The organism is Hymenobacter sediminicola (assembly GCF_014250515.1).
GTDB lineage: Bacteria > Bacteroidota > Bacteroidia > Cytophagales > Hymenobacteraceae > Hymenobacter > Hymenobacter sediminicola.
Genome location: NZ_CP060202.1, coordinates 4,266,397 through 4,282,275 on the forward strand (window position 1 = coordinate 4,266,397; position 15,879 = coordinate 4,282,275).

Here is a 15,879-nt window from a genome sequence, read left to right on the forward strand (position 1 = left end):
CACTGCTGTGTCTGTAGCTCCGGTGTTCTTCGCCTGCCTGTATCGTCTTCTCTCTGTCCGCTCCTAATGCCTGCTCCTTTCACCTTCGTGCGCCTGCAATACCGCTCCGGCGACTGGGACGGCGTGGACGAGCGGATGCCCACCAACCTGCTCCATTCTCTGATTCAGTACACCAAAATTCCGGTGAACCAGAAGGAGAAAGTAGTAGCATTGGACTCGGCCGAGCTGTTTCGCTACCCGTTCTGCTACCTGTCGGGGCACAAGCTGGTGCAGTTTTCAGCGCAGGAGAAAAAGAACTTCACCCAGTACGTGCGCAACGGCGGCTTCGTGTTCGTGGATGACTGCAACCACGACATTGACGGGCTGTTTGCGCGCTCCTTCGAGGAGCAGATGCGCCAGTGTTTCGGGGCCGGCGCGCTCAAGAAGCTGCCCAAAACGCACGCCATCTACTCGCAGTTTTTCAAGTTTCCGGATGGACCGCCGCCCACCTCGTTCGAGCTAAACGGCTGGGGCGACGACCTGGTGCACGACTACCTGAAAGGCATCGAAATCAACGGCCGGCTGGGCGTGCTCTACTCCAACAAAGACTACGGCTGCGAGTGGGACTACGACTTCCGCAACAAGCGCTTTCTGGCTGAAGACAACACCAAATTCGGCGTGAACATCCTGCTCTATGCTCTCACGGCGTAACGGAAAATTTCGGCTTGTTTAAAACCGGAAGCCCAGCCCCAGGCGTCCGTCAAAATCGGTCTGGTGCGTGTCGTAGTAGGCCTTTTGCTCGGTCTGGTAGCCACCATAGGGCGATGCTTTAAACTTGTCCTGCCCCACGTGCTGCCAGTTCATCAGGCCGGCCGACACATCCAGGAAGAACCGGCTGCCGGATTTAAACGAACCCTGCCACCCTAGCAACGCCCCGGCACCCACAAACCGCCGCTGCTGCGTTGGCTCGTAACGGCCCGACAGTTTCACGCTGCGAAAAGCCACAGCCGGGGCCAAATAGAAACCGGCCAGGGCCTGCGTGCCCCGCTGCGGGCGGAAATAGTAGCGCCCCTGCACCGATACGCCCGCTTTGCGCTCCGAGTAACTGCCCCCATTCAGGAGGCCCTCGCCCACCACGCTAAATCGAGCGCCTACCTGCCGCTCGTAGGAAGCCAGAAACGGGAATAGCGCTCCACTGTTGCCCATGGCTGCATTGGCGAAATTACTGGCCAGTACCCCGCCTACATCAAACCGCACGGCATTGTGGAAACCCTCGGCCGGAGCCATCGGTTTGGCCTTGAGAGAATCGGGTGTGTTGCTGCTGAGCAGAAGCAGCTGGTCTGTTGGCTGCTCGTATCTTAGTTGCGCCGGGGCCACTGGACTGGCGCTAGCCAGCAGACCAGCGCTGGTTTCAGAGCCGAAACTGGCGGCTGCCAGCTCCTGGCTTGGCAACCGCTGGCCCAGTACACGCGGATTGGCTGGTTCGTGCTCCTGCGCCAAAGCTGCAAAGGCGGGCAGTGATGCAGCCACTAGTATGAAAAGCCGTTTGTAGGAGTGCTGCCGGAAATTGGTAAATGAGTTCATGACACGAGACAGAGAGAGTGGATAAGGATGAGTCAAATGTGCGCGAGTGGCAGCCAGTCGGCAAACCATTCTCGCCCTGAATCAGACTTTTCATTTTTCTCGCCTTCTGCCCCAAAACGCCTTTCAGAACGGCAAACAGCCCCTATAATCAGACTTTACACGCCTTCTTTTACCTTCCTCTTTTCGTGATTTCAACCGAACAAGACGTTACCCGCCTGCTTGCCAAGCTGCCGCCGCTACGCCAGGAAATTGCCAAAGTAATTGTGGGGCAGGAAGCCGTGCTGGATGAGGTGCTGGTGGCGCTGCTCGCTGGCGGCCACGCGCTGCTGGAAGGCGTGCCAGGCCTGGCCAAAACACTGCTCGTACGCACGCTAGCCCAGGCCACCGACCTGCCCTTCCGCCGCATTCAGTTTACGCCCGACCTGATGCCGACTGATATTCTCGGCACCGAGATTCTGGAGGAAGACCATGGCACCGGCCACCGTTCGTTCAAGTTCAACGAAGGCCCCATTTTCGCCAGCCTCGTGCTGGCCGATGAAATCAACCGGACGCCACCCAAAACGCAGGCGGCACTGCTGGAAGCTATGCAAGAGGGCCATGTGACCTATGCCGGCCAGGAGCACGCGTTGCCCAAGCCGTTCTTCCTGCTGGCCACCCAAAACCCCATCGAGCAAAGCGGCACCTACCCGCTGCCCGAGGCCCAGCTCGACCGGTTTCTGCTCTACATCCGCATTGGCTACCCTACGGAGCAGGAGGAGCTGGCGGTGCTGAGCGGCACGACCGGCACGGCGCGGCCCGAAGTGCGCCCGGTGCTGGCCGGCGAGGACGTACGGCAACTGCAGCAACTGGTGCGGCAAGTGAGCTTGAGTCCCGAGTTGCTGGGCTTTGTGAACCGGCTGGTGCGAGCTACGCGCCCGGCCACGTCGGAAGTAAAGTTCATTAAGGACTATGGCCGCTGGGGTGCGGGCCCGCGGGCCGGCCAGGCGCTGATTCTGTGCGCCAAAGCCCGCGCCCTGCTGCAGGGCCGGTTCGCGGCTACCCTCGACGATATTCGGGCGCTGGCTCCGGCCGTGCTGCGCCACCGCGTATTGCTCAACTTCAATGCTGAAGCCGAAAACCTGACCGCCGATGATGCCGTGCGGGAGCTGCTGAAGGCAGTAGCGGTATAGACTAGAAGGCACAATAGCCCGTCATGCTGAGGCAAGCCAGCGGTAGAGATGCTTTGGCAAGCTCAGCATGACGTTCACTAATTCTAACTTAACCAATGCTTAGCCCCGAACTCCTGTACGCCTTACAGAATCTGCCGCTAGCGGCCCGGCAGGCGGCTGAAGGGTTTCTGCACGGCCAGCACTTGAGCCGGCGCAAAGGCGCGGGCATGGAGTTCAGCCAATACCGCCCCTACCAGCCCGGCGACGAACTGCGCCGCCTCGACTGGCGCCTAGCGGCCCGCTCGGATAGGTATTATCTGCGCGAATCGGAAGTGGACACAAGCCTGACCGTACATCTTGTGCTGGATGCTACCGCCAGCATGAATCACGCCGACGACAATGGCCTCACCAAGCTCGACTACGCCCGGCTGCTGCTGGCGGCCTTGGCCTACCTGGCTACGCAGCAAGGCGATGCCGTGGGCCTCACCATTCTGCACCCGGCGGGCCTGCGCCATCTGCCGCCCCGTGCCGATGCCCGTCAGTTGCCGCGCCTCTACCATGCCCTCGAAACGGCGGAGGCTACCGGCTCTTTTCCTTCCCTCGAAACCCTTGCCCCCCTCACGGCCCGCCGCCAGCGTGCCCTGACCATTTGCGTAAGCGACCTGTACGAGACGGATGCGGAAATAAATAGCTTGCTCACGCGGCTGCGGGCGGCTTCTGGCGAAGTCTTACTCCTGCACCTGATGGCCCGCAACGAACTGGAGTTCAGCTTCCGTGGCGCCGTGACGTTTGAGGATCTGGAAACCGGCCAGCGCCTGCAGCTCAACGCCGACCAGCAGCGTGCCGGCTGGCAGCAGCAGCTGCAGGAGTGGCTGCGCGAAACGGCCCGGCAGGCGCGCCGCCACGGCTTCGATTACCATCAGCTCAGCACTGCCGAACCCCTCACCCAGGCTCTGCGCGAGTTCCTGCGCCGACGCGACAAGGCCCTTATGTAGCGCCAGCCGCTGGGTTATTGCACTAGAACATCCTCTCCTAATGGCGCTTCCTTTTGTGAGTTACCTGCAGTTCGCGCAGCCTTAGTCCCTTACTTCCGACCTTTCTACCAGCAACTTATTCATCTTTCCTTGCCCGCGTTTCTCTTTCACCATGCCACCGCCGGATTGCTGGCCCTGTTGGGGCTGGCGGTACCAGTGGCCATTCACCTCTGGAACCGGCGGCCGGGGCGCACGGTACGAGTGGGCAGTGTGCGCTGGCTGGAGGCTGCCGCCAACCGCCGCCTGCGCAATCTGCGGCTCGAACAGGTGTGGCTGTTGCTGCTTCGGGCTGCCTTGGTGGCGTTGCTGGCGTTGGTGGTAGCGGATCCAGTCTGGATGCGGCCCCGGCCAGCGCAGGTGGCACGCGGAGTGGTATTGCTGGCCCCCCAACTGCTGCGGCCCGATGTGCTGCCGGCCCTGCGCCCTTCTCTCGATTCGTTGCGGCGGCAAGGCTACTCGTTGCGGCTGTTTGCACCAGGCTTCCGGCCGGTTTCTGCTCATGCCTGGAATCAGCCAGACTCCTTACGGCAACTGCTCACTTTAGCTCGTGTTGCCGATTCTGCTACAACTGTGGCTGACGATTACTGGGCCCGTGCCCGGCAGGCAGCTGACTCGTTTCCGGGCCGACCACTGCACCTTATTACCGGGGCCGCGTTGCCGTATTTCATCGGGGCTCGCCCAGCGCTACCGGCTCGCCTGACGTGGCAAACTGTGCCTTTACCCGATTCGGCCGTCTGGCTGGCGCAGGCTTGGCAGCCTCACCCCGACACCTTGCGGCTGCTCGTTGGCCGCAGCCAGGAAGAAGGCACTGTCTTTCGTACTGTAGCCCTGCGCCATCCTCGCACTGCCGGTCGCCTGTCGGTAGCTGCCCTGCCCGGTTTGGAATACGTGCCAGGCCCGAAACCTGTGCTACAACTCGCCGGCCAGCCAGCTGTTGCCATCCACACAGCACCGCTACGGGTAGTCTTGTATGCTGATGCCGCACATGCTGCAGCCGGGCGCTATCTGCGGGCGGCGCTACGGGCCGCCGCGCTGGGCCTACACCGGCCTCTGGATCTGCGCACCGCCACGCCCACCGCCCCGCTGCCGAACCAAACCGACTGGTTTTTCTGGCTGAGCGACCAGCCAGTCCCGGCCAGTTGGCTATTGCAGGCCCGGCAGGGCGGAAATCTTTGGCATGAAGCCCTAAAAGGCAGCCCCGTAGAAGCCCGGTTGGCTCTAAACGGACTGGCTGATGAAACCGCTGTTGCTGTTCGGCGGCTCGATACCGGTGTGGTAGCACGCCAGACCATCATCTGGCAGACCGGAACCGGACAACCCGTTTTGCTGCGCCAGCCGCTGGGCCAGGGCAGCCGCTACCAGTTGCGCACCCGTTTGCAATCTGACTGGACCAGCCTGCCGGAAAGCTCCGTGCTGCCCGTACTGCTCCTGCAGTTGCTCCGCTCCGAATCGGAACCCGCCGTAGGTATTACCGCTCACGACTTGCGGCAACTTGATCCGCGTCAGCTCGGTGCTCTGGCTTCTGTAGTGGCTCCTGTTTCAAGCAATCCGGTCACTATCCAACCCGCTCCTCAGGCAGTAGAGCTACGGCCCGGGCTGCTACTGGCGGCGTTGTTGTTGTTTGCGCTGGAACGCTGGCTGGCGCGTCGCAGATCAGTTTCCTTATCTTCCTCGTCGCTATGAGCACGGTTGCTACTTCTATTCCAGCTGGCTCTCAGGTGCTGCAGAGCATAGCCCGCCTGGAGGCGAACCGGCGCTCAGGGACGTTGCTGGTGCCAGTAGGCGCAGGACTGCTGGCCGTTCTGGCTTGGGCACGGCACTGGCCGCAGATGTGGCCGGCTGTCGGCACAGGAATTCTGCTGGTGCTTTTGGGCACCGCGTATGGCATTTACCGTTTGCGTCAGCCGCGGCTGGCGGCCGTAGCCCGCCGCCTCGACCGGCTGCATCCGGCGCTGGAAGACAGCACCGGTTTGCTTCTGCACAGCTCAACGGAGCCGCCCCTGAACCTGCTGGAACAGTTGCAGCAGCAGCGTGTGCACACCCGACTGTTGGAACTGCAGCAGAGTGAACTGCAACTGCTACCGTTTTCGTGGCGGTTGACGGGCTGGCTCACGGGTATCTTGTTACTGGTAGCAGCAAGCAGCTGGCTATACAGGCCGAACAAAGCAGAAGCAACAGTACCGAAGCTGGTGGTGCATTTCCCGGATACCCCAACACCCGTTCAGCCCGGCAAACCCACTCCTCCACAGCTCCTTGAAACCCGCATTCGGGTGCAGCCGCCAGCTTACACCCGCCGCCCGGCTTTCACGCCCGCCAGCCTGTCGTTCAGTTGCCCGGCTGGTTCACGGGTCCGCTGGACGGTGCGTGTTTCGCGGGCCGGTGCAGCGGCGCCAGTGCTGGAGCTGGGCCGGCAGCGCCTGACATTTCAGCCAGTAGCAGGCCAGCCGCTGGAGTATGCCGTAGAACTGCCAGTGGCAGCCTCAGGCCTGTATCGGCTGCGGTTCGCGGGCAAGACGTCTGATGATTACGCGCTGGAAGTGCTACCCGACCAGCCGCCCGTCATCCAGATTCAAACCCCAAAACCTTATACTCTCATCGAATTCGGCCAACGCCCTCAGGTAGCCATCCGGGTGGCGCTGCGCGACGAATACGGTCTGCAGGACGCGCAGTTGGTCGCTACCGTAGCGCAGGGCCAGGGCGAGGCCGTGAAATTCAGGGAAGTAGTGACGGACCTGAGCAGTGGCCTGCGCGGCCAGCCACGCCAAGCCACGCTGTCTTCCCTACTGCGGTTGCCAGCGCTGGGCCTCACCTACGGCGACGAGGTGTATTTTTATGTGCGCGCCCACGACAATGCCCGTCACCTCACCCGCTCCGATACCTACCTCGTGCAGTGGGAGGATACGACCGTGCAAGACGGCCTCACAGATCTGTCGCTGAGCGTGAACGTGGTGCCGGCCTATTTCCGCAGCCAGCGCCAGATCATCATCGACACGGAAAAGCTGATGGCCGAGCGCGCTACTTTGCCGGCCGCCACCTTCACCGACCGTGCCAATAACCTGGGCCACGACCAGAAAATTCTGCGCCTGCGCTACGGCAAGTTTCTGGGTGAGGAGTTTGAAGGCAGCATTGGAGAAACAGCCGCTCCGCCAGCGGCTGAAAAAGACACGACGGAGGAACACGACGAGCACGCCAACGAAAACCCCGCCGAACATGCCGCCCACAACCATGGCACCGATGACCACAGCTCACCTAGCGGCTCCAGCAACACGCAGGAGCTGATGGACCCGTACATCCACAAGCACGACGACTCGGAAACGGCCGATTTTCTGGAGCCGGCCGTGAAAGCCAAGCTGCGAGGCGTGCTGAACCAGATGTGGGAGGCAGAGCTACGGTTGCGACTGGCCAAGCCTGCCGAAGCCCGCCCATTTGAATACCGCGCGCTGCGACTTCTGAAGCAGGTGCAGCAGCAAACTCGGGCCTTCGTTCGGAAGTCGGGCTACGAGCCACCCGTGCTGCCCGAAGCTACCCTGCGCCTTTCCGGCGACCTGGCCGGCACAGCAGTACCGCGCATTTCCCGGCAGCTTCCTGCGCCGGCAGGCCAGCCGGAAATAAGAGCAGCGGTACGGTTGCTGGCTGCTCTGCAGGCAGGCCAGGCAGCCACTCCTGCCGATGCACTGGTGCTGGAACGGGCCGGGCAGGCCGTGGCGCAGGCGGCCCTGCAGCGCCCGGGAGCCTATCTACCCGCCTTGCGTGCCTTACGCCAACTCACCACCGACATTCGTGCCGGAAGAGCGGTCTGCCAACACTGCTTTGCTCCTTCTGAGAAGGCACTGGCGACTTTGCTGCCGGCTCCACCCGCTGCACCGGCTCGCCCTCCCCGCCCCGACCGGCTGGGCCAACGCTACCTGCAAGCACTATGATAGTGTATACCCTCCTGATAGCCTGCTTGCTGCTGGCACTAGGCCTAGCCGTGGCCGCCTGGAAACGCCCCGACCCACGCCGTCGGGCGGCCCGCGTAGTGGCCAGTATACTAGCTGTGGCGGCGCTCTGGCTAACGGCATACCCGCCTCACAGGACCAGCACTGTTCCGCAGGCCGAAGCCATCCTACTCACTTCCGGTTATCAGCCTGATACGCTCAGTGCCCTGCTACGCCGACTTGGCCCTGCCACCCGCATCTGGCGCTATCAGCCTAATACGTCTGCTGCCGTTCGCTCAGACACGCCTTCAGTTGCCCGTCTCGGCATTTTGCGCGAGCAGCAGCCTGTGTTACGCCAGCTGCACGTGCTGGGCACCGGGCTTCCGCCGGCCGTAATGCCGGAACTGGGTTCGATACGCGTGATACCGCATACACCACCCGCTTTTACGGGCTTCCAGACAGCCTACTGGAACCGGAGCGTAGAGTTGGGGCAGCCGCTACTGCTGGAAGGTTTTTTTACCAGCTCGGCCCGGACTGCTGTCTGGGTGCGCTTGCAATCGGCCGGCGCCACTCAGGATTCGGTGCGGCTGCCGGGCGGGCGGGGTGCTTTTCGGCTGCGCTACACTCCCAAAACGGCCGGACGCTTAGTCGCCACACTGTCGGCTGGCCCTACTGCGCGTCTACTGGCCCAAGAGCCGGTACCAGCCGAAGTGCTGCCTACTAGGCCGCTTCGGGTGCTGTTGCTGGCGGCTACACCTTCCTTCGAGCTGAAATTCCTGAAAAACCACTTGGCGGTGCAGCAACACGCGGTAGCATGGCGGGCTGGTATTAGTCGGGGGCTTACTCAAACTGAATTCAGCAACCACCCCACCACCGACCTCAACCGCCTTACTTCTGCCCTGCTTGCCCGCTTTGATGTGCTGATAGCCGATGCAGCCGTATTAGCTAGTTGTGCACCTTCAGAGACGCAGGCGCTACGTTCAGCGCAGCGCACCGGCGGCTTAGGGCTCATCCTACTGGCTGAATCGGCTACTTTACCCAAAGCAGCACTTGCTCCGGGCATTAGGGTGCAGATGCAACCGGGCGCCGGTATTGACCGGCCGCGCCGCTTAGCAGAAGTGGCCGCTACCGCAGTGGTGCCTGCTACGCTACAACTCAATGACACGGCGCAGCCCCTGTTTTCGGTGGCTGGTTTAGTACGGCCGGTAGCAGCCGCTCAGCGCCTGGGCCAAGGAACTGTAGTGGTGACTACTTTGCCTGAAACGTATCCGTGGCTGCTGCAAAACACGCCTGCACCCTACAACACCTACTGGAGCCGGCTGCTGACTGCCGCTGCCCGCCCGGCCGAGTACTCCTCCCGTTGGACCGTGGTTACGCCGTGGCCGCGCTTGGGTTTGCCAGTCACGGTGCAGCTTAGCGCTACTGTCCGGCCAACCCGAGCGCCAGTGGTTTCCGATGCTACCGGAAAACCTTTGGCACAGTTGGCACTGCTGCAGGATACCGGCCTTCCGGAGTGGAATACAGCCACCTACTGGCCCGCACAAACGGGCTGGCAGCAGCTGCAGCGCCCAGGACAGGTAAATCAGTGGGTCTATGTTTTTGGTAAGAATCACTGGCTGGGGCCGCAGCAACAAAGCTGGGCGCAGATGGCTTTGTCGGCGCAGAGCGTTTCCAGCAAGCCGGTACTGTTGGCAGTGACTGTTGCTTGGCCAGTGGGGTGGTTTTTTGCGCTGTTTGTACTGGCAGCCGGTTTTTTGTGGCTGGAGGAAAAGCTCTAGTTTCCATCAGTAGCGCCTTCCACAAACGCAAAACGGCCTTCAAAGGCCGTTTTTGCTTGGAATGCATTGCAAGTTGGCTAGTAACGGATGTCAGGGTGGCCGCCTAGTTTCGCATCTTCAGTGTCTCCGATCAGGTAATCCCCGACTTTATAGACCGTATTGGTTACAGGCACTAGCATTTGCTCACTTTCAACCGCTGCTGTGGGCGTGGGCGTAGTGGTAGCATCTGCTCCCTCAACGGGATTGGATGAGCTGGGATGAGGTAGAGCGCCTGACACGATATGACGATATAAAGAAACTGCCACTAGCAGTTTATTGAAGGAACGTCGCACAAAGATTGCATTTTAAATATCAAATACTTTAATATTCAATGACTATTTGCACTCCGATTTTGAACATATCCAAAAAAAGGCCGGTTTCCAGCAGGAAACCGGCCCTTCTATGAGAAACTGACTACGGTCAGTTTCTGGCAATTACTTCTGCTCAGTGGTGGTAGTCGTCGTGGTCGACGAAGCCTCGGTGGTAGCAGCGGGAGCCGTGGTAGCAGCAGCCGTGGTGTCAGCCGACATAGCCGTCGAGTCCGTAGTAGCAGGAGTCGTGGTTTCTACGGTACCGGTTTCAGTGGTAGTGGTTTCTTCGGTCGTAGCGGGCTTCGACTCGCAAGACGACAGAGCTACAGCGAAAAACAGAGCAGATACCTTGAGAAGGTTCTTCATGGTTGTGGTAAGTTTGAAAAATTTGTCTGAAAACCCCCTTCATACTCCTGAAGGAAGAAGGTAACCCAGAACATAAATATTTTTTTGAGCGGGTTACTTCACCCTGCTCAATGTATTAAAGACCAAAGTGAATGGCGAAGGCCACTGCTTCCTACACCGATGACGAATTCGTGGCGGCCATCCGCCGCGGCGACGACCGGGCCCTGGCTCAGCTCTACCGGCTGCACCTGCCCATGGTTTCGCACTACGTGCTGCAGAACAGCGGCACCGAAGACGAAGCCAAGGACGTCTATCAGGAGGGCATCATGGTGTTTTATGAGAAAGTACGCGACGGCTCGCTGGAGCTCAGCTGCCAGATCAAAACCTACCTGTATGCTGTCTGCCGCCGGCTCTGGCTCAAGCGTCTCACCGAGAAAACCCGTTTCGGCGGCCGCCTCGATGACCACGAGCCGTATCTGGAAACCGGCGCTGAAGCCGACCTGCTGGAAGCGGAGGAACGCGACCGGCGCTTTGCCACCATGGGCGAGGCGCTGGAACGACTCGGGGAGCCCTGCCGTTCGCTTTTGGAAGGCTTTTACCTGCTCGACAAGTCGATGCAGCAACTTACGGCAGACTTCGGCTACACCAACGCCGACAATGCCAAGAATCAGAAATACAAGTGTCTGGTGCGTTTGAAAAAACTGTTTTTCACCCATTACAAGGAAGAAGAATCGTTCTGACATCTCGCCCCTGACCTGCCAATGCGGGCCTCACCCACCCGCCTTACCCCATGATGACTGAAGCTGACTATTACGCTTTATTTGAGGCTTACCAGCACGGCGAGCTAGCTGCTCCGGCGCGCACTGACTTGGAGCGCCGCCTGTCGGCTGACCCGGTGCTGGCGCAACGCTACGCCGATTTTACGGACCTGACCTCTACGCTGAGCAGCTACGGCCAGCGCCTGAGCACGCGCCGCAAGCTGCGCGCCATCCAAGCCGATCTGGATGCTGAGCGGGCGGTGAAGCTGACAGCTGACGACGAGGTAGTGGAAACCGGCAATCCACAGATGCCGCAACTCCACATTTCGCGCACCGAGCAAAAGCTGCGTGAATTCTGGCATGGACACCGGGCTACCATGATGGTAGCTGCTTCGGTAGCAGTGCTGGCTGTATTCACTACGCTCTTGGGTCTGGAATGGTGGAAAGCCCGCCAGCAGCCAACCCAATACGGTTACACAGTGCTGCGCCGCGACGTGGACCGTATCAAGCGCACCCAGCGCGTGATGAACAAGGCCATCAATCAGATTGGCGCGTTGCCGGCAGCCATCAACCCCGGCAAATTCAGCGGCACAGGCTTTGCCCTCACCTCAGATGGTTATATCGTGACGAGCTACCACGTCATTCAGGGGGCTGATTCTCTGCTGATTGAGGGCCGCGACCGGCAACGGTACCGCGCCGAGCCGGTCTTCTCCGATGTCGCCCACGACTTGGCTATACTGCGCATCAAAGACCGAAACTTCAGCGGTTTTGGCCGCCTGCCTTACTCGTTTAAGCGTGGCACAGCTGAGCTGGGCGAGAAAATCTACACGCTGGGCTATCCACGTGAAGACCAAGTATACAACGACGGCTCCTTGAGTGCCCGCACGGGTTTCGAAGGCGACTCAGCTTTCTATCAGATCAGCATTCCGGTGAACCCCGGCAACTCGGGCGGCCCGCTGCTTGATGACCGGGGCAACCTGATTGGCATCATCAGCGGCCGGCAAATGGACGTGCAGAGCGCGGCATTCGCCACTAAGTCGTCGTACCTGATGAAGCTGGTGGACTCGCTGAGTTCCATGAACTCGGTGCAGCCCTACAACCTGCCACGCACCAACCAGCTGGCCGGCAGCTCCCGCCCCCAGCAGATCCGGAAGCTACAGGATTACGTGTTCGTGGTGAAAGTGTACGAATGATATTTCTCGCTGATGCAGCCTGAAATACAATAGAAAGCCCTGCCTCTTCGGCAGGGCTTTTTTTGTGACACAGCCGACCGGCAGCGTGCATTCTAGCAGTCAGCTGTGTGAGCTTACGCAGAAAAAAAGCCTGCTTCATTAAACTTTCACTATATGCGCAAGTCCTTAGGATAGAGCCTTGAAAACAACGAACTTACCTGCCTAGTACCAAGCCGTTCCCGTTCTGACTTTACCACTACACTTTTCCACTTCCCGCCTATGGACCGCAGAGCTTTCCTCCGCAAGCCGGCCACCACGCTTACTACTTCGGCTGCCGCCGTACTGGAGCGGCCTCAACCTTCCGGCACCCCAACAGGCGACGACGAAACGGTAAGCCGATATGCCAATACCAAGCTGCCCACGGCTGCTCGTTCTACGGCGGGCCTCAGCCCATATGTTGGCCCCTGGGGCTACGCGCAGGCGGCACATCTGCTTCGGCGTTGCCTATTTGGCCCCACTCGTACCGAAATTACGACGGCTGCCAGCCAGAATCTGGTACAGGTGATAAACACATTACTGACTGCACCGCCCGCACCTGCTCCGCCACTCAACGTATCTGCTACCGATACTAGCGTGGCTATCGGGCAGACCTGGGTGGCCCAGCCGTTTGATCAGAATTTTGAGGGCGTGCGCCGTACGTCGCTCCGCTCCTGGTGGATGGGCCAGCTGCTGGGGCAAGGGCCTTCGCTGGTGGAGAAGATGACGCTGTTCTGGCACAACCATTTCGTAATTGAACTGGGCGACATCAACGACGCGCGCTACGGCTATCAGTACTGTGCCTTGCTGCGGCAGCATGCGTTGGGCAACATTCAGCGTCTGACCGAGGACATTACTGTGGCTCCGGCCATGCTGCGCTACCTCAACGGCAACCAAAGCACGGCTACGGCCCCCAACGAAAACTACGGCCGTGAGCTACTGGAGCTGTTTACGGTGGGCAAAGGCCCGTTGATTGGTCCCGGCAACTATACTACCTATACCGAGGACGACGTGCAGGCCGCCGCCCGCGTGCTCACGGGCTGGCGCGACAATGCCACCACGCAGGCAGGCTACTTCACGGCCTCGCGGCACAGCACCACGACCAAGCTCTTCAGCAGCGCTTTCCAGAATACCACCATCACTAACCAAGGCGACCAGGAGTATAAGGCGTTGATTGCGCTGATTTTCGCGCAGGTAGAAACGGCGCGTTTCCTGTGCCGCAAGCTCTACCGTTGGTTTGTGTACTATGTTATTGATGCCACGGCCGAGGCCCAGGTGATTCAGCCGCTGGCGCAGCTGCTCATGCAAAACAACTACAACGTGGCCCCAGTGCTACGGACGTTGCTGTCGAGTGAGCATTTCTTTGATGCCGTGAACATGGGCTGCGTTATCAAAAGCCCGCTCGACTTTACGGTGGGTACTGCCCGGCAGCTGCAAATAGCCTTTCCGGCCAGCACCAGTCTCACGGGGCAATACGCTATGTGGAACTACCTGAACAGCGTCACGAATCTGCAGCAGCAGTACCTCGGCGACCCGCCGAACGTAGCGGGCTGGCCTGCTTACTGGCAGACGCCGCAGTACTACGAAATGTGGATAAATGCCGTGACGCTGCCCCGCCGCAACCAGTTCACGGACCTGATGATCAGCACCAACGGCTACACTACCAGCGGCGCCACCATCAAGATAGACCCAATTGAGCTGGTTCTTACGCTGCCGCCTGCCACGGCTGCTGACCCTAACTTGCTGATTGCGGAACTGGCCCGGCTACTCACGCCCATTGAACTGACTACCAATCAGCTCACCTTTCTCAACGACACGCTCCTGCCGGGTTTGCCCGATTTTGAATGGACCGTGGAGTGGCAGGAATACCTGGCTGCCCCTACCAATGCCACCAAAAAAGCTGCCGTCAGGACCAAGCTACAGGCCCTGCTACGCCAGTTGATGGGCCTGGCAGAATACCATCTTAGCTGAGGAGTAACCGAGGAATTGCTCCTGCGCAGGTCCGTGCCAGGCACAGGCCAATTGGGCAGAGCAGCCGCCACCTTTTACTCCGTTACTCTCTTACTCAGTTACCAGACGACGTATGAAACGCAGACATTTCCTCCAGACTACTGCCACGGCTACGGTGCTTCCCACGCTGCTCGGCGGTCTGCCCATTGGGGCCTATGGCTTCTCGCCGGAGCTGTTCGACATAACGGGCGGCGCGACACAAACCGACCGGGTACTAGTGCTGATTCAGCTGAACGGCGGCAACGACGGGCTGAACACGATTATCCCGACTGACCAGTACGCGGCCCTCATGAATGCCCGCGCCGACATTGCCATTCCGCAAAACCAGGTATTGCCATTGAGTGCCGTAACAGGCATTCATCCGGCCATGGCAGGCGTGAAAAACCTATTCGATGATGGCAAAATAGGCGTGGTACAGAGCGTGGGTTACCCCAACCCCAATTACTCGCACTTCCGCGCCACCGACATCTGGACTTCCGCTTCCGACTCCAATGTCACTATCACCTCGGGCTGGGCCGGGCGCTACCTCAACTCGGAGTATGCCAACTACCCCACCGGCTACCCCAGCGCCACCAACCCCGATCCACTGGCTATCAGCATTGGGTCGGTAGTCAGCAACTGTGTGCAGGGCCCCGCCGTGAACATGGGCATGGCCATTGCCAGCACGGCCTCGTTCTACCAGCTGCTGTCGGGTGGAGTGGATGTGGCGCCCAACACACCAGCCGGGCACGAGCTGACCTTCATCCGGCAGGTGATTTCGCAGACGCAGGTGTATACCACTGCCATTCAGGCAGCAGCAGCCCGTGCCCGCAACCTTTCGCCGCTCTACCCCACGGCTGGCCAAAACTCCCTCGCCGATCAGCTCAAAATAGTGGCGCAGCTAGTGGCGGGCGGCCTGCAAACCCGCATCTACGTCTGCAACCTCGGCGGCTTCGATACGCACGCCACCCAGGTTCCTACCACGGGCAGCACCACAACAGGCACCCACGCTACATTGCTCGGCAAAATCTCGCAGGCGCTGGAGGCGTTCCAGGATGATTTGCGCCGCCTGACGGTGCAGGACCGGGTGGTGGGCATGACGTTTTCGGAGTTTGGGCGCCGCATCAAGGCAAATTCCAGCAAAGGCACCGACCACGGCGCAGCGGCTCCGCTCATCGTGTTTGGCACCAGTGTCAACCCCGTCATTCACGGTGCCAATCCAGTACTACCTGCTAATGCCGGCGTGAACGACCAGGTACAGATGCAGTTTGACTTCCGGGCCGTGTATGCCAGCCTGCTCAAAGACTGGTTCCGGGTGCCACAGGCTACGCTCAATGCCCTGCTCCCCTCCAGCATCGGGCAGTTTCCGTACATGCCCATCATCCGGCCCAGTGTGGTGGCAGGCACCAGCGCCGCCAACACTAGTGTGGCGGCGTTCAGTGTGTATCCAAATCCGGTACGGGAACGGGCCACGGTAGAATTTGAAAGTGAAGGTGGCCACGTGCAGGTGGTGCTTTACGATGCGCTGGGCCGCGAAGTAGCGCGCCTGCTCGACCGAAAACTCCCTGCCGGCCTGCGCCAGATTCCACTTGATGCCAGCGCCCTGGCAGCCGGTTCCTATCATTGCCACGTGCAGGAAGGCCAGCGGGTCAGCTCCCGGCTGGTGGTAGTGGAATAGCCGAACTACCCAGTATGCTTTCACTACTGTTGACCTTGTAAGAAGTCAACGAGTTAGGGGGTTTGATTTTTTTATTTTTTCGGTTGAAAAACCCGCTACCGGGGCAGCCCG

The 15,879-nt window shown here is 60.2% G+C and carries 12 protein-coding genes; 10 read left to right on the plus strand and 2 right to left on the minus strand.

The features are described 5' to 3' along the window. Window positions 1–66 precede the first annotated feature (66 nt). Window positions 67–690 carry a DUF4159 domain-containing protein gene (locus H4317_RS18220; protein ID WP_185887973.1) on the plus strand — a complete coding sequence of 208 codons (624 nt, stop codon included), beginning with the start codon at window positions 67–69 and terminating at the stop codon, window positions 688–690. An 18-nt stretch (window positions 691–708) separates the two neighbouring features. On the opposite strand, the gene H4317_RS18225 is transcribed toward H4317_RS18220, so the two are convergent. After that, window positions 709–1,563 carry a hypothetical protein gene (locus H4317_RS18225; protein ID WP_185887974.1) on the minus strand — a complete coding sequence of 285 codons (855 nt, stop codon included), beginning with the start codon at window positions 1,561–1,563 and terminating at the stop codon, window positions 709–711. Between the two features lie 185 nt (window positions 1,564–1,748). Between H4317_RS18225 and H4317_RS18230 the strand changes: the two genes are divergently transcribed. The 5 genes from H4317_RS18230 to H4317_RS18250 all read left to right on the plus strand — a co-directional run bounded on the left by H4317_RS18230 (window position 1,749) and on the right by H4317_RS18250 (window position 9,440). Further along, window positions 1,749–2,732: an AAA family ATPase gene (locus H4317_RS18230; RefSeq protein WP_185887975.1), complete on the plus strand. Its 984-nt coding sequence runs from the start codon at window positions 1,749–1,751 to the stop codon at window positions 2,730–2,732. 95 nt (window positions 2,733–2,827) lie between these two features. Beyond that, window positions 2,828–3,706, plus strand: a complete 879-nt coding sequence (locus H4317_RS18235) for a DUF58 domain-containing protein (protein ID WP_185887976.1) — start codon at window positions 2,828–2,830, stop codon at window positions 3,704–3,706. A 129-nt stretch (window positions 3,707–3,835) separates the two neighbouring features. Next, window positions 3,836–5,428, plus strand: a complete 1,593-nt coding sequence (locus tag H4317_RS18240) for a BatA domain-containing protein (protein ID WP_185887977.1) — start codon at window positions 3,836–3,838, stop codon at window positions 5,426–5,428. Continuing rightward, window positions 5,425–7,665 carry a DUF4175 family protein gene (locus tag H4317_RS18245; RefSeq protein WP_185887978.1) on the plus strand — a complete coding sequence of 747 codons (2,241 nt, stop codon included), beginning with the start codon at window positions 5,425–5,427 and terminating at the stop codon, window positions 7,663–7,665. Before H4317_RS18240 ends, H4317_RS18245 begins: the two co-directional genes overlap by 4 nt. Further along, a complete protein-coding gene (locus tag H4317_RS18250; protein WP_185887979.1) occupies window positions 7,662–9,440 on the plus strand; it encodes a hypothetical protein in 1,779 nt (592 codons plus the stop codon). Before H4317_RS18245 ends, H4317_RS18250 begins: the two co-directional genes overlap by 4 nt. A gap of 473 nt (window positions 9,441–9,913) precedes the next feature. Here H4317_RS18250 and H4317_RS18255 read toward each other — a convergent pair whose 3' ends face one another. Further along, window positions 9,914–10,156 carry a hypothetical protein gene (locus H4317_RS18255; protein WP_185887980.1) on the minus strand — a complete coding sequence of 81 codons (243 nt, stop codon included), beginning with the start codon at window positions 10,154–10,156 and terminating at the stop codon, window positions 9,914–9,916. Window positions 10,157–10,287: 131 nt separating this feature from the next. On the opposite strand from H4317_RS18255, the gene H4317_RS18260 reads away from it, so the two are divergent. From H4317_RS18260 to H4317_RS18275, 4 genes are all read left to right on the plus strand, one after another. Continuing rightward, window positions 10,288–10,875: an RNA polymerase sigma factor gene (locus H4317_RS18260; protein WP_185887981.1), complete on the plus strand. Its 588-nt coding sequence runs from the start codon at window positions 10,288–10,290 to the stop codon at window positions 10,873–10,875. Window positions 10,876–10,925: 50 nt separating this feature from the next. Next, the gene (locus tag H4317_RS18265) at window positions 10,926–12,086 is read left to right on the plus strand and encodes a S1 family peptidase (protein WP_185887982.1); all 1,161 of its coding nucleotides are present in this window, start codon (window positions 10,926–10,928) and stop codon (window positions 12,084–12,086) included. A 258-nt stretch (window positions 12,087–12,344) separates the two neighbouring features. Further along, complete coding sequence (locus H4317_RS18270) at window positions 12,345–14,072, plus strand: DUF1800 domain-containing protein (protein WP_185887983.1); 1,728 nt, start codon at window positions 12,345–12,347, stop codon at window positions 14,070–14,072. 112 nt (window positions 14,073–14,184) lie between these two features. Next, window positions 14,185–15,768: a DUF1501 domain-containing protein gene (locus H4317_RS18275; RefSeq protein WP_185887984.1), complete on the plus strand. Its 1,584-nt coding sequence runs from the start codon at window positions 14,185–14,187 to the stop codon at window positions 15,766–15,768. Window positions 15,769–15,879 lie beyond the last annotated feature (111 nt).

Coding starts and splice junctions, on each gene's coding strand:
- H4317_RS18220 (WP_185887973.1), top strand. CDS start 67: ATGCCTGCTCCTTTCACCTTCGTGCGCCTGCAATACCGCTCCGGCGAC.
- H4317_RS18225 (WP_185887974.1), bottom strand. CDS start 1,563: ATGAACTCATTTACCAATTTCCGGCAGCACTCCTACAAACGGCTTTTC.
- H4317_RS18235 (WP_185887976.1), top strand. CDS start 2,828: ATGCTTAGCCCCGAACTCCTGTACGCCTTACAGAATCTGCCGCTAGCG.
- H4317_RS18245 (WP_185887978.1), top strand. CDS start 5,425: ATGAGCACGGTTGCTACTTCTATTCCAGCTGGCTCTCAGGTGCTGCAG.
- H4317_RS18250 (WP_185887979.1), top strand. CDS start 7,662: ATGATAGTGTATACCCTCCTGATAGCCTGCTTGCTGCTGGCACTAGGC.
- H4317_RS18255 (WP_185887980.1), bottom strand. CDS start 10,156: ATGAAGAACCTTCTCAAGGTATCTGCTCTGTTTTTCGCTGTAGCTCTG.
- H4317_RS18260 (WP_185887981.1), top strand. CDS start 10,288: ATGGCGAAGGCCACTGCTTCCTACACCGATGACGAATTCGTGGCGGCC.
- H4317_RS18265 (WP_185887982.1), top strand. CDS start 10,926: ATGATGACTGAAGCTGACTATTACGCTTTATTTGAGGCTTACCAGCAC.
- H4317_RS18270 (WP_185887983.1), top strand. CDS start 12,345: ATGGACCGCAGAGCTTTCCTCCGCAAGCCGGCCACCACGCTTACTACT.
- H4317_RS18275 (WP_185887984.1), top strand. CDS start 14,185: ATGAAACGCAGACATTTCCTCCAGACTACTGCCACGGCTACGGTGCTT.